Genomic DNA, 12986 nt, shown 5'->3' with positions numbered 1-12986 from the left:
CCGTTGCGCAACGGTCGTGCCCCTTCCGGTTGTTCTTCCGCTTCCCGTTCCGTTTGGGCAGGGGGGCTACGGCCGCGGCGGCAGCTCCGGGCGACGCCGGTCCGGTACGTCGCCGTACCCGGGCGGCACCGCGGCCGGGTTCTCCTCCAGCAGCTCCAGCGCCAGGTAGACCGCTTCGTCCAGACCGGCGTGCCGCCCCTCCGCCCAGTCGAGCGGGGTGCGCAGCACCGCCAGGTCCGGCTCCACGCCGTGGTTCTCCACCGACCACCCGTACTCCGGGAACCAGGCGGCGTTCATCGGCACCGTGATCACCGTGCCGTCGCCGAGGGTGTGCCGGCCGGTCATGCCGACCACCCCGCCCCAGGTCCGCTGGCCCACCACCGGGCCGAGGCCCAGCAGTTTGAACGCGGCCGTGATCATGTCGCCGTCCGAGGAGGTGGCCTCGTCGGCCAGTGCGACCACCGGGCCCCGGGGCGCGTTGGAGGCGTACGACACCGGCTGCGCGTTGCGGGTGAGGTCCCACCCCAGGATCTTCCGGGTCAGCTTCTCCACCACCAGCTCACTGATGTGCCCGCCCGCGTTGCCGCGTACGTCCACGAGCAGCGCGGGCCGGGACATCTCGGCCCGCAGGTCCCGGTTGAACTGCGCCCAGCCGGAACCGCCCATGTCGGGGATGTGCAGGTAGCCGCACTTGCCGCCGCTGACCTCGCGGACCACCGCGCGGCGCTTGGCCACCCAGTCCTGGTAGCGCAGCGGCCGCTCGTCCACCAGTGGCACCACCGCGACCCGGCGGGCCGGGCCCTCGCCTTCGGCGGGCTGGAAGGTGAGCTCGACCGTGGTCCCGCCGGCCGCGGCCAGCAGCGGGTACGGCCCGGCCACCGGGTCCACGGGCCGGCCGTCCACATGGGTCAGGGCCGCGCCCTCGCGGATGCCCGTACCGGCCAGCGGAGAGCGGGCCTTGGAGTCGGAGGAGTCGCCGGGCAGGATCCGCTTGACCACCCACTGGCCGTCCCGCGGCACCAGGTTGGCGCCGAGCAGGCCGATCGGCCGCTGGTAGTGCGGCGGTCCCTCGTTGCGGCGGGCGGGGGAGACGTACGCGTGCGAGGTGCCGAGTTCGCCGAGGACCTCGCGCAGCAGGTCGGCGAACTCGTCGGGGGAGGCGACCCGTTCGACCAGCGGCCGGTACTGGGCGAGGACCGCGTCCCAGTCGATCCCGCACATCTTCGGCTCCCAGAAGTACGCGCGGATGATCCGCCCGGCCTCCTCGTACGCCTGCCCCCACTCGGCCCCCGGGTCCACGTCGTGCAGGATCCGCCGCAGGTCGAGGTAGACCGTGGAGTCGCCGTCGCCGGACTCGGTGGCGGGGACCGCGCGCAGGTCGCCGTCGTCGTTGAGCACCAGCCGGGTGCCGTCGCCGCTGGCCGCGAACCAGTCCAGTCCGGAGGCCAGTTCGCTCTTGCGGGCCTTGGAGATGTCGAAGTGCTCCAGGGTCGGCTTGCCGGTGGTGTCGGCCGGGTTGGCGAAGGTCTCGCCGAGGGCGCCCGAGATGGGCCAGCGCAGCCAGACCAGGCCGCCGCCGTGCACGGGGTACAGGGAGGAGTACTTGGAGGCGCTCACCGGGAAGGGGGTGACCCGGCTCTCCAGGCCCTCGATCTCCACGGTCACGGTGCCGTCGCCGGTGTCGTCCTCCACCGGGTCGAGTCCGCCCGCGGCCGGCCGGCCCTCTGCGGACAGCGCGAAGGGGGAGGGGGTGGCGGAGGACAGCGGCACCAGGTAGGGGCGGCAGCCGAGTGGGAAGGACAGGTCCCCGGTGTGCACGTCGTACACCGGGTCGAAGCCGCGCCAGGAGAGGAAGGCCAGGTAGCGGCCGTCCCGGGTGAACACCGGGTTCTCGTCCTCGAACCGGCCGTTGGTGACGTCCACGATGGTCCGCGCGCCCGGGCCGGAGATCCTGGCGATCTTGATCTGGCGCAGCGAGCGGCCGATCCCCGGGTGCGACCAGGCCAGCCAGTTGCCGTCGGGGGAGAACGCCAGGTCGTTCACCGGCCCGTTGATGGACCGGATCAGCTCGGTGACCTCCCCGCCCGAGCTGATCTCCCCGCCCGGGCCGGTCTCGCCGCCTGAGGCGGTCTCCCCGCCTGAGCCGGCGTCTCCGCCGGACTCCTCCGTGTCCGGGGCGTCGTCCGTGCCCGCGGTGGTGGCCTCGTCGCCCGGCACGGTCAGGAGCAGCAGCCGGCCGTCGTCGGAGGCGATCGCGAGCCGTTCCCCTTCCGGGTCCGAGACCAGTTCCAGTACGCGGCCCAGCTGGCCGGAGGCCAGTCGGCGCGGCTCGCGCTCCCCGGACGCCCGGGGCAGATAGGCGATCTCGACGGCGTCCTCGCCCTCGGCGTCGGTCACGTACGCGACCTGGTTGCCGGAACCCAGCATCTCGGGCAGCCGGATCCGCACCCCCGGGGTGTCGGTGATGGTGCGGGCCGGGCCGTCCCGGTGGGTGAGCCAGTACAGGCTGCCGCGCACGGCGATCGCGCTGGCCCGCCCGGTGGTGTCGACGGCGACCCCGTTGACGTTGCCGGCGGCCGGCACCTGGTAGGCGCGGCGGCCGGTGCGCGGGCCGCCGAGGCGGACCGGGAGCCGGCGGGGCCGGGCGTCCGGGTCGAGGGACTCCACCAGCCAGAGGTCGCCCGCGCACTGGTAGACCACACGGCTGCCGTCGCTGGAGGCGTGCCGGGCGTAGAAGTCGCCGTGATCGGTGTGCCGCCGCAGGTCGGTGCCGTCGGGCAGGCAGGAGTAGAGGTTGCCGGTGCCCTCGTGGTCCGAGAGGAACGCGATCCGGCCGGCCACGAACATCGGGGCGTCGAGGTGCCCGCCCAGGTCCTCCAGCAGCCGCCGGCCGTGCAGCCAGAGCCGGCCGGTGGCGCCGCCCCGGTAGCGCTTCCAGGCGGCCGGCTCGTGCGGCGGCTTGCCGGTCAGCAGCAGGGTGTGCCGCGCGCCGGATCCCTCTCCCTCGTGCACGTCCTCGTGCACCGCGATGTCCGAGACGGGGCCCCACGGCAGCCTGCCGCCGGGGCTGCCGTCGGTGGGCACGCTGTAGGCCCAGGCGAAGTAGGAGAAGGGCTGGCCGTGCGAGGAGACGGCGAGGATGTCGCTGCGGCCGTCCTTGTCGGGCGGGGTCCAGCCGCACACCCGGGTGTCGGTCGAGCCCCAGTAGGTGAGCCGGCGGACGGGGCCGCCGTCCACCGGGGCGAGGTGGATCTCGGGGTCGAGGCTGCGCCAGGTGGTGAAGGCGATGTGGCGGCCGTCGGGGGAGAACCGGGGGTGGCCGACCCGGGTCCGGTCGACGGTGATCCGCCAGGCCCGGCCGGGGGGTTCGCCCTCCGCGACGAGCGGGGCGACCCACAGGTCGTCCTCGGTGGCGAAGCACAGGAGGTCGTCGTGGAGGTGAGGGAACCGGAGGTACGCGACGTCGTGACTCACCCCCCAATGCTTTCCGCGTCAGGGGGCCCCGGCAACTCGTACTGGTGATCCGATCACGTACGTTGGTGCGTGACGGATCCCACTGGAGGGAGCGAAACGAAACGGTTTCGTTCCGGTCTTGCCCGGGGTATCGTCTCGGTGTACGAAACAGTTTCGTTCGGCGGGAGGTACGGAGAGTTGGCAAGCCGCATCACCCCCGAACGCGAGGCCGAACTGCACGGCGCGGTCCTGGACCTGCTCCGTGAAGTCGGTTACGAGGCACTGACGATGGACGCCGTCGCCGCCCGTACGAAGTCCAGCAAGGCCACGCTCTACCGCCAGTGGGGGAGCAAGCCGGAGCTGGTCGCCAAGGCCCTGCGCTGCACGCAGAAGGTGTCCCTGGCGGAGATCGACACGGGCAGCATCCGCGGTGACTTCGCGGTGATGATCCAGCACTCCGACGACGACCAGATGGCGAAGGACACGGCGCTCATGCGTGGCCTGAGCCATGCGGTTCACGAGAGCCCCGAGCTCCACAAGGCGCTGCGGGAACTGCTCGTCGACCCGGAGATCACCGGACTGCAGGTGATGCTGCAACGGGCCGTCGACCGGGGGGAGATCGCCCCCGACTGTCCGGCCATCGGATTCGTCCCGCACATGCTCATCGGCGCGTTCATCTCTTTGCCGCTGATCGAGGACCGGCCGGTCGACCGGCCGTTCCTCTCCGAGTTCACCGAAGCCGTGGTCTTCCCCGCCCTCGGCGTCTGAACACCCGCAGTCCGTCGTACCGCTGTTCCTGCTGCTCCTGACACGCCGCTCTCGTCGTCGGGCCGGCACTTGATGCCCATCCCATCCACGACTCGAACGGGAGAACCACCGACGTGGCCACCTTCCTGTACCGACTTGGCAAGGGCGCCTTCCGGCGCCGTCGCTGGGTCGCCCTGATCTGGGTGGCGCTGCTGTTCCTCGCCGGCTTCGGCGCGGCTTCGGCGTCCACCCCGACCTCCAGTTCCTTCTCCATGCCGGGCACGGAGGCCCAGAAGGCCTTCGACCTCCTCGAGGAGCGCTTCCCGGCGCTCGCCGCCGACGGCGCGACCGCCCGTGTGGTGATCAAGGCCCCGAACGGTCAGAAGGTCACCGACCCGGCGACCAAGGGCGAGGTCCAGAAGATCGTCGCCGACCTGAAGTCCGGCTCGGACCAGGTCGCCACGGTCGACGACCCCTACCAGGTCCAGGCCGTCAGCCAGGACGGCAGCACCGCCTACATCACGACCAAGTACAAGGTCGACGCGATGGGGCTGACCGAGGAGACCCGCGAGGCGCTCAAGGACACCGGCAAGGACGCGCAAAAGTCCGGCCTGACCGTGGAGATCGGCGGTGACGCGCTCCAGACCATGCCGGAGAACGGCACCGGCGAGATCGTCGGCATCATGATCGCCGCCGTGGTCCTTGTCATCACCTTCGGCTCGCTGGTCGCCGCCGGGCTCCCGCTGCTGACCGCCCTGATCGGCGTCGGCATCGGCATCTCCTCCATCACCGCGCTGGCGAACGTGCTGGACCTCGGCACCACCACCGGCACCCTGGCGATGATGATCGGCCTCGCAGTCGGCATCGACTACGCGCTGTTCATCGTCTCCCGCTACCGCGCCGAGCTCGCCGAAGGCCAGGAGAAGGAGGAAGCCGCCGGCCGCGCCGTCGGAACCGCCGGCTCCGCCGTGGTCTTCGCCGGCCTGACCGTGGTCATAGCCCTGGTGGGCCTGGCCGTGGTGAACATCCCGATGCTCACCAAGATGGGCGCGGCGGCCGCCGGCACCGTGGTCATCGCCGTCTTCGTGGCGCTCACCCTGGTCCCGGCCATGATCGGCTTCGCGCAGAAGCGCGTCCTGCCGGCCGGACAGAAGAGCCGGCTGTTCGGCGGCGGCAAGCCCAAGGCGGAGGGCGCCGAGGCCAAGCCGAACGGCGGCACCCGCTGGGCCCGCTTCGTGCTGCGCCGCCCGCTGGTGGTCCTGCTGCTCGGTGTGATCGGCCTCGGCACCATCGCGCTGCCGGTGGGCAAGCTGGAGATGGGTCTGCCCGACGAGGGCTCCCAGCCGGTCTCCACCACCCAGCGCCGTGCCTACGACCTGCTCTCCGAGGGCTTCGGCCCGGGCTCCAACGGTCCGCTGATGCTGGTCGTCGACGGCGACAAGGCCGCCGCCGACAAGGCGAGCGAGCAGGTCAAGGCGCTCAACCTGGCAGCGGCGGTGGTCCCGCCGATGCCGAACAAGGAGAAGGGTGCCGACACCTGGATCATCACGGTGGTCTCCAAGGACCGTCCGTCCTCGGTCGAGACCGAGGACCTGGTCCACAAGATCCGTGAGGTCACCGGCGACGAGGTGCTGGTCACCGGCCAGACCGCGATGAACATCGACTTCTCGCAGAAGATGAACGACGCGCTGCTGCCCTACCTGGCGCTCGTGGTCGGCCTCGCCTTCCTGCTGCTGATGGTGGTGTTCCGCTCCGTCCTGGTCCCGCTCAAGGCGGCCCTCGGCTTCCTGCTCTCGGTGGTCGCCGCCCTCGGCGCGGTCGTCGCGGTCTTCCAGTGGGGCTGGCTGGGCGGCGTCTTCGGGGTCGAGCAGCCCGGTCCGATCATGAGCATGATGCCGATCTTCATGGTGGGCGTGGTGTTCGGTCTGGCCATGGACTACGAGGTGTTCCTGGTCACCCGGATGCGCGAGGCGTACGTCCACGGCGAGCGCCCGGGCCAGGCCGTGGTCACCGGCTTCCAGCACGGCGCCCGGGTGGTCACCGCCGCTGCCGTGATCATGATCGCGGTGTTCTCCGGCTTCATCGGCTCCAGCGAGCAGATGGTCAAGATGATCGGCTTCTCGCTGGCCATCGCCGTCCTGTTCGACGCGTTCGTCGTCCGCATGGCGATCGTCCCGGCGGTGCTGGCGCTGCTCGGCCACCGTGCCTGGTGGCTGCCGAAGTGGCTGGACCGGGTGCTGCCCAACGTGGACGTGGAGGGCGAGGGGCTGCGCAAGCACCTGGCCGACCCCGCGGGTCACCCGGACCAGGACCCGGACCAGGACCGGAAGCTGGTCAACGCATGAAGGTGATCGACGCCTGAAGCCGATCAAGGCCTGAAGCCGATCAAGGCGGCCTGACCGTGCCGTGACGACGACCGGCCCCGCACCTCGCCCGAGGTGCGGGGCCGGTCCCGTTTTTCCCGTCCGGCCGTCCTGCGCCTAACGGGTGACGGGCTGGTACGTACGGCGCAGGAAGCGGCGCAGCGCGGCGATGTCGAACTGGACCACGGCCACTCCCTCGGGGGAGTGGAACTCCACGACCGCCTGCACCCGTCCGCACGGCCACACGCGCACGTCCCCGCTGCCCGAGGGGGCCTGCAGCCCGGCCTCCAGCAGTGCCCGCGGGAAGACCCACTCGTTCTCGGTGCCTTCCGGTGACAGGCCGGCGGGGAACACGATCCGGACGGCGAGCGGCTCGGCCGGCACGAACCGCAGGGCGACCGGAATGGGGCGGTAGAGCGGATCGTCGGTGATCACTCGGGCGCGCACTCGCTCTTCGACGGCGGTGGTGGTGGTCGCAGACATCGGCCGGCTCCTCGCGTCAGAAGCGGAACAAAGCAGTCCGTATTGCTCTCCAGCCTCGCACATTCCCACGGAAGCGCGCGGGCCGTTTTGTGATGGCCTCGCTATTGCCAATCGTTTGCAGCTACCTGCATCCTTGAACAGATAAAGAACGTGTGAAGAAGGAAGCGGACACACCATGCATGTACCCGACGGATTCATCGACGCACCCGTCTCGGTGGCCGCCGGGGTGGTGGCAGCCGGAGCCGTGGCCGTCAGCCTCCGCGGCGCCCGCCGGGAGCTGGACGAGCGCACCGCCCCGCTGGCCGGCCTGGTCGCCGCCTTCATCTTCGCCGTGCAGATGCTGAACTTCCCCGTCGCCGCGGGTACCAGCGGCCACCTGCTCGGCGGCGCGCTCGCAGCGATACTCGTCGGCCCGTACACCGGTGTGCTCTGCATGGCCGTCGTGCTGCTGATGCAGGGCGTCCTCTTCGCCGACGGCGGCCTGACAGCCCTCGGAGTGAACGTCTCCGTCATGGGCGTGGTCACCGTCCTCGTCGCCTACGGACTGTTCCGCGGCCTGCTGAAGGTGCTGCCGCGCAACCGCGGCTCGGTCACCGTCGCCTCCTTCACCGCCGCCCTGGTCTCCGTGCCGGCTTCGGCCGCCGCCTTCACCGGCATCTACGCCATCGGCGGCACCACGGACATCGCGGTCGGCAAGGTGCTGACCGCCATGGTCGGCGTCCACGTCCTCATCGGCATCGGCGAGGCCCTGATCACCGCCGCCACCGTCGGCGCCGTGATCGCCGTACGCCCCGACCTGGTCTTCGGCGCCCGCGGCCTGACCGCCCCGCTCAAGCTCCGGGTGGGCGGCGAACTCGTCGACGCACCCGCCGCCCCGGCCGCCGAGCCCGCCGCGGCGGCGCCCGCCCGCTCCGCCCGCAAGGTGTGGGCCACCGGCCTGGTCACCGCCCTCGTCCTGGCCGGCTTCGTCTCCTTCTACGCCTCCGCCAGCCCCGACGGCCTGGAGAAGGTCGCCGCCGACAAGGGCATCGACGCCAAGCTCAAGGAAGACGAGGAGAAGCCCGAGGGCGAGCGCGAGTACGAGCACGCCTCCGCGAACTCCCCGCTCGCCGACTACGGCGTGAAGGACGTCGAGAACACGCGCCTCTCCGGCGGCCTCGCGGGCGTCATCGGCGTCGGCACCACCATCGCCGTCGGCAGCGGCGTGTTCTGGGCCGTCCGCAGCCGCCGCTCCTCGGCCGCAGACCGGCCGGCGGCCGAGGCCGCCCAGCCGACGGCGGTCTGACATGGGCGCGGGCCACGCCCACCGGCTCTACCGGCACGGCCACTCACCGGTGCACGGACTGCCGCCGCACTGCAAGCTCGCCGCGACCTTCGCCTTCGTCCTGGTCGTCGTGTCCACACCGCGCGAGGCGGTGTGGGCCTTCGGCCTGTACGCCGCCCTGCTCGCCGGGGTCACGGCGGCAGCCCGGATCCCGGCGCTCTTCCTGCTGCGGCGACTGCTGATCGAGATCCCGTTCGTCGCCTTCGCGGTGCTCATGCCGTTCGTCGCCGAGGGCGAACGGGTCGAGGTCCTGGGCATGTCCCTGTCCGTCTCCGGACTGTGGGGCGCTTGGAACGTGCTCGCCAAGGGCACGCTGGGGGTGGCCGCCTCCGTGCTGCTCGCCTCCACCACCGAACTCCGCGAGCTGCTGCTCGGACTGCAGCGGCTGCGCCTGCCCCCGCTGCTGGTGCAGATCGCCTCCTTCATGATCCGGTACGGGGACGTCATCACGGACGAGCTCCGCCGGATGTCGATCGCCCGGCGCTCGCGCGGCTTCGAGGCCCGCGGCATCCGGCACTGGGGAGTGCTGGCCAAGACCGCCGGCGCCCTGTTCATCCGCTCCTACGAGCGCGGCGAGCGGGTGCACCTGGCCATGGTCAGCCGGGGCTACACCGGCTCGATGCCGGTGATCGACGAGGTGACCGCGAGCCGCACGCAGTGGGCGCACGCGGCGGTACTCCCGGCGGCGGCGCTCGCCGTCTGTGTGATGGGCTGGACGCTATGACTTCTGCTGCTGTTCCCCCGGTGCCCGCGGTTCCCGAGACGCCTCAGGCTCCTTCGCTCGACGTCTCCGGGCTCGCCTTCGCCTACCCCGACGGGCACCAGGCCCTGTTCGGGGTGGACCTCACGGTCGGCCGGGGCGAGCGGGTGGCCCTGCTCGGACCGAACGGCGCCGGCAAGACCACCCTCGTCCTGCACCTCAACGGCATCCTCGCCGGCGGCGTCGGCACCGTGACGGTGGCCGGACTGCCGGTGGAGAAGCGCAACCTCGCCGAGATCCGCCGCCGGGTCGGCATCGTCTTCCAGGACCCCGACGACCAGCTCTTCATGCCCACCGTGCGCGAGGACGTGGCCTTCGGCCCGGCCGCGGCCGGGCTGCGCGGCGCGGAGCTGGAGGAGCGGGTGCGGACCGCGCTGGAGCGGGTCGGCATGACCGCCTTCGCGGACCGGCCGCCGCACCACCTGTCCTTCGGACAGCGCCGGCGCGTGGCCGTCGCCACCGTGCTGGCCATGGAGCCGGAGATCCTGGTGCTGGACGAGCCCTCCTCCAACCTGGACCCGGCCTCGCGGCGGGAGCTCGCCGAGATCCTGCGCTCCCTGGACGTGACCGTGCTGATGGTCACCCACGACCTGCCGTACGCCCTGGAGCTGTGTCCGCGCTCGGTGATCCTCAGCGAGGGCGTCATCGCGGCGGACGGCGTCACCCAGGAACTGCTGTGCGACGAGGAACTGATGCGGGCGCACCGGCTGGAGCTGCCCTTCGGCTTCGACCCGCGTTCGGTTTCGGTGGCATAACGCGCGTTGCGGTGACATAACGAAGGCGCCGGGGCGGCATAGCCACGGATGCGTTGGCGTTGTAGCGGCCGTGGACATCCAGGGTGTGGTGGCGGAGGGCTTCGAGCCCGTCCGCGATGCGTTCGTACGGAACTTCGAGCTCCTGGGCGACCGGGGCGCGGCGGTCGCCGTGTACCGGGACGGGCGCAAGGTCGTCGACCTGTGGGCCGGTACGAAGGACGCGGATGCGGACGCGGACGGGGCCGGTGACGGGTCCGGCGGTGCCGAACCCTGGGCCGAGGACACCGCGGTGGTCGTGCGCTCCGGCACCAAGGGCGTCGCGGCGGCGGTCCCCCTCCTGCTGTACCAGCGCGGACTGCTGGACCTGGCCGCGCCGGTGGGCTCGTACTGGCCGGAGTTCAAGGCGGGCGGCAAGGAACGCACCCTGGTCCGCGACCTGCTGTCGCACCGTGCGGGCATACCCGCCCTGGACCGTCCGCTGACCCCCGGAGAGGCCGTGGACGGCCTCTCCGGAGCGCGGGCGGTCGCCGCGCAGCAGGCCTTCTGGGAGCCGGGCAGCGCCCACGGCTACCACGCGCAGACCTACAGCTGGCTGCTGTCCGAGCTGGTCCTCCGCGTCACCGGCCGCTCCATCGGCACCTGGCTGGCCGAGGAGATCGCCGAGCCGCTGGGGCTCGACTTCTGGATCGGCGTCCCCGAGGACGAGGCCCACCGGGTGGGCCGGGTGGCGCCGGTGGCCCCGCCCGAGCACGCCGGCTCGCTGCGCACCCGGCCGCGCCGGAACGTCGCCGAGGCGTACGCGGACCCGTCCTCGCTGACCCGGCGGGCCTTCGCGGCGATCGACCCGCTGCCCGACGAGAACGCCCCGGAGTGGCGCACCGCCGAGCTCCCGGCGTCGGCGGGCGTCGGCACGGCACGCGGCCTGGCCCGCTTCTACGCGGCGACGGTCGGGACCGTCGAGGACGGCGGGCGCGTCTTCACCCCGGCGGTGACCGCGCTGGCCGGCACGGAACTCTCCGCCGGCCCGGACAAGGTCCTGGTGGTCAACACCCGCTTCGGCCCCGGCTTCATGCTGCACGGGCCGGCGTCCCCGCTGCTCTCCCCGGCCTCCTTCGGCCACCCGGGCCGCGGCGGCTCCCTGGGCTTCGCCGACCCGGATTCCGGCATCGGCTTCGGCTACGTCACCAACGCCCTGGCCAAGTCCGTCACGGCGGACCCCCGGGCCCAGTCCCTGGTCCGCGCCCTCCGCACGTCGCTGGACGCACAGGCGTAGCCCCGCCGGAACGCCGGTCCGCCGGGGCGTGACCCGGCCCCTGGGCGGGGCCGGGGCGCCGCGACACGCTGCCGCATGCGGACGCCCTCACCGGGAGGCGCGCCCGTACCGCACGGCGGCGGCGAAGCCCGCGGGAGCCTCAGCCCGCGCGGAGGACCTGGGCGACCAGCGGTCCCGCCGCGTCGGCGCCGTGGCCGCCGCCCTCGACCATCGCCGCGGCGGCCACGTCGTCGCTGTAGCCGGTGAACCAGCTGTCCGGGCTGCCCGCGCCGTCGACCTCCGCCGACCCGGTCTTCGCCCCCTTGTCCCCGCCGACCCCGGCCATCACCTGCGCCGCGGTCCCGCCCGTCGCCGTCAGCCGCATCATGGAGACCAGCTGCTGCCGCACCGCCGGCTTCATCCGGCGCTCCGCGGTCGCCAGCGGCCGGCCGTCCAGGGCGGCCGACACGATCACCGGCTGCCGGAAGACACCCGTCTTCGCGGTGGCCGTGATCGACGCGATGTTCAGCGGGTTCATCTGGATCTCGCCCTGGCCGATGTACGCGGCGGCCGCCCCCGGGCCCGTGCTCTCCGGCACCGTCCCGTCCCGGGACGGGATGCCCGTCTTCCAGTTGTCCAGGCCGATCCCGAAGACCTCGCGGGCCTCGCGGGGCAGCGCCCCGTCGTCGTCCACCTCGTCGATCTGCCCGATGAAGGCCGTGTTGCAGGACTTGGCGAAGCTGGTCGCGAAGGTCGCGCCGTCCAGCGAGAAGCCCTTCAGGTTGCGGAACTCCCGGCCGTACCAGGTGGCCGTGGGCTTGCACGGGGCGACCTTGTCCGCCGCCACCAGGCCCTTGTCCAGCAGCATCTCCGCCGTCACGATCTTCATGGTGGAGCCCGGTGCCCGGGCCCCCTGCATGGCCGCGTTGAAGCCGTCCTTGCGGTTGTTGGCCACCGCCAGGATGTCACCGGTGCTCGGCTTGACCGCGACCACCGAGGACTCCGGGTGCTTCGCGACGGCCTGCTCCGCCGCCGCCTGCACCGTCGCGTCCAGCCGGGTCTCGATCTTTCCCGGCTTGCCCGGAGCCAGCGTGAGCAGCGTCCGCTTCGGCGCGTCCGCCAGGGCCGGTTCGATCCACAGCTCCGCGCCGGCGCTCCCGCCGGCCTTCTCGCCGTAGGTCTTGCGCAGCTGGTCCAGCACCGGCCGCAGCGACGGGAACTTCTCCGGGCTCAGCTCCTTGCCGTTCCGGTCGACCAGGGTGACCGGCGGTGCCGCCGGGGTGCCCGCCCGCAGTTTCTCGTCCTTCTGCAGCTGTGGGTGGAGCACCGACGGCTGCCAGTCCACCAGCGCCTTGCCGCTGGACGCCCCGCGCACCACCGTCAGCTTCGACTCGTACGAGAGGGGCTTGGTCGTCCCCTCGTACGTGACCTCCGCCTCGACCTTGAACGGCACCGTCGCCCCCGCCGGCGTCCCCGGGGTGATCACCGCCTTGGAGACGTACGCCCTGGCCTTGAAGTCGGCCACCGCCGGCTGCGCGGCCGCCGCGTTGTCCGTCAGGTCGGCGGCGGCCCGCTCGTCCCCGGCGGCCCAGGCGGCCAGGAAGTCCTTCGCCGTGTGCTCGACCTCCTTCGAGGTCGGCGGCCCGCTCCCGACCGCCGCGGTCCCGCTCCCGCCGCTCCCGCCGCTCTCCGTCTCCGACCCGACCAGCGCGTACACGCCGTATCCCGCCCCGCCGACCATCAGCAGGAATACCCCGCCGATGACGACCCCTTTCGCTGCCCCGTTCATGACAGTCCCCTCCCCAGGTGTCACAACTGCCTGAACATGTTCAATGAATCCGCTCCGGGT

9 protein-coding genes are annotated in these 12986 nt (G+C 72.3%); 6 read left to right on the top strand and 3 right to left on the bottom strand.

Annotation, left to right across the window (positions count from 1 at the left end):
- Positions 1 to 66 precede the first annotated feature (66 nt).
- Positions 67 to 3474, bottom strand: coding sequence for a S41 family peptidase (locus ACGFQ9_RS10585; protein WP_393573271.1), 3408 nt, complete (start codon positions 3472 to 3474; stop codon positions 67 to 69).
- Between the two features lie 177 nt (positions 3475 to 3651).
- Between ACGFQ9_RS10585 and ACGFQ9_RS10580 the strand changes: the two genes are divergently transcribed.
- Together ACGFQ9_RS10580 and ACGFQ9_RS10575 are read left to right on the top strand one after the other, a co-directional pair.
- Positions 3652 to 4221 carry a TetR/AcrR family transcriptional regulator gene (locus tag ACGFQ9_RS10580; RefSeq protein ID WP_393573269.1) on the top strand — a complete coding sequence of 190 codons (570 nt, stop codon included), beginning with the start codon at positions 3652 to 3654 and terminating at the stop codon, positions 4219 to 4221.
- A gap of 113 nt (positions 4222 to 4334) precedes the next feature.
- A complete protein-coding gene (locus tag ACGFQ9_RS10575) occupies positions 4335 to 6545 on the top strand; it encodes an MMPL family transporter (protein WP_393573267.1) in 2211 nt (736 codons plus the stop codon).
- A gap of 135 nt (positions 6546 to 6680) precedes the next feature.
- On the opposite strand, the gene ACGFQ9_RS10570 is transcribed toward ACGFQ9_RS10575, so the two are convergent.
- Positions 6681 to 7046: an SsgA family sporulation/cell division regulator gene (locus ACGFQ9_RS10570; RefSeq protein ID WP_393573265.1), complete on the bottom strand. Its 366-nt coding sequence runs from the start codon at positions 7044 to 7046 to the stop codon at positions 6681 to 6683.
- 175 nt (positions 7047 to 7221) lie between these two features.
- Between ACGFQ9_RS10570 and ACGFQ9_RS10565 the strand changes: the two genes are divergently transcribed.
- From ACGFQ9_RS10565 to ACGFQ9_RS10550, 4 genes are all read left to right on the top strand, one after another.
- On the top strand, positions 7222 to 8331 hold the full coding sequence (locus tag ACGFQ9_RS10565; protein ID WP_393573263.1) for an energy-coupling factor ABC transporter permease: 1110 nt from the start codon (positions 7222 to 7224) through the stop codon (positions 8329 to 8331).
- Between the two features lies 1 nt (position 8332).
- On the top strand, positions 8333 to 9094 hold the full coding sequence (cbiQ, locus tag ACGFQ9_RS10560; protein WP_393573262.1) for a cobalt ECF transporter T component CbiQ: 762 nt from the start codon (positions 8333 to 8335) through the stop codon (positions 9092 to 9094).
- Positions 9091 to 9885: an energy-coupling factor ABC transporter ATP-binding protein gene (locus ACGFQ9_RS10555; RefSeq protein ID WP_393573260.1), complete on the top strand. Its 795-nt coding sequence runs from the start codon at positions 9091 to 9093 to the stop codon at positions 9883 to 9885. Before cbiQ ends, ACGFQ9_RS10555 begins: the two co-directional genes overlap by 4 nt.
- A gap of 70 nt (positions 9886 to 9955) precedes the next feature.
- Entirely contained in the window at positions 9956 to 11158 is a 1203-nt protein-coding gene (locus ACGFQ9_RS10550; protein ID WP_393573259.1) for a serine hydrolase domain-containing protein, read from the top strand.
- Between the two features lie 139 nt (positions 11159 to 11297).
- Here the strand turns inward: ACGFQ9_RS10550 and ACGFQ9_RS10545 are convergent, their stop codons facing one another.
- Entirely contained in the window at positions 11298 to 12926 is a 1629-nt protein-coding gene (locus ACGFQ9_RS10545; protein WP_393573258.1) for a penicillin-binding transpeptidase domain-containing protein, read from the bottom strand.
- Positions 12927 to 12986: the final 60 nt, after the last annotated feature.

It is taken from the genome of Streptomyces sp. NPDC048603 (assembly GCF_043199475.1).
Classification (GTDB): Bacteria; Actinomycetota; Actinomycetes; order Streptomycetales; family Streptomycetaceae; genus Streptomyces.
This window is presented reverse-complemented; position numbering and strand designations above follow the sequence as displayed.

Bases quoted from the DNA above. Each gene is read 5' to 3' on its own strand.
- ACGFQ9_RS10570 (WP_393573265.1), bottom strand. From the start codon at position 7,046: ATGTCTGCGACCACCACCACCGCCGTCGAAGAGCGAGTGCGCGCCCGA.
- ACGFQ9_RS10565 (WP_393573263.1), top strand. From the start codon at position 7,222: ATGCATGTACCCGACGGATTCATCGACGCACCCGTCTCGGTGGCCGCC.
- cbiQ (WP_393573262.1), top strand. From the start codon at position 8,333: ATGGGCGCGGGCCACGCCCACCGGCTCTACCGGCACGGCCACTCACCG.
- ACGFQ9_RS10555 (WP_393573260.1), top strand. From the start codon at position 9,091: ATGACTTCTGCTGCTGTTCCCCCGGTGCCCGCGGTTCCCGAGACGCCT.
- ACGFQ9_RS10545 (WP_393573258.1), bottom strand. From the start codon at position 12,926: ATGAACGGGGCAGCGAAAGGGGTCGTCATCGGCGGGGTATTCCTGCTG.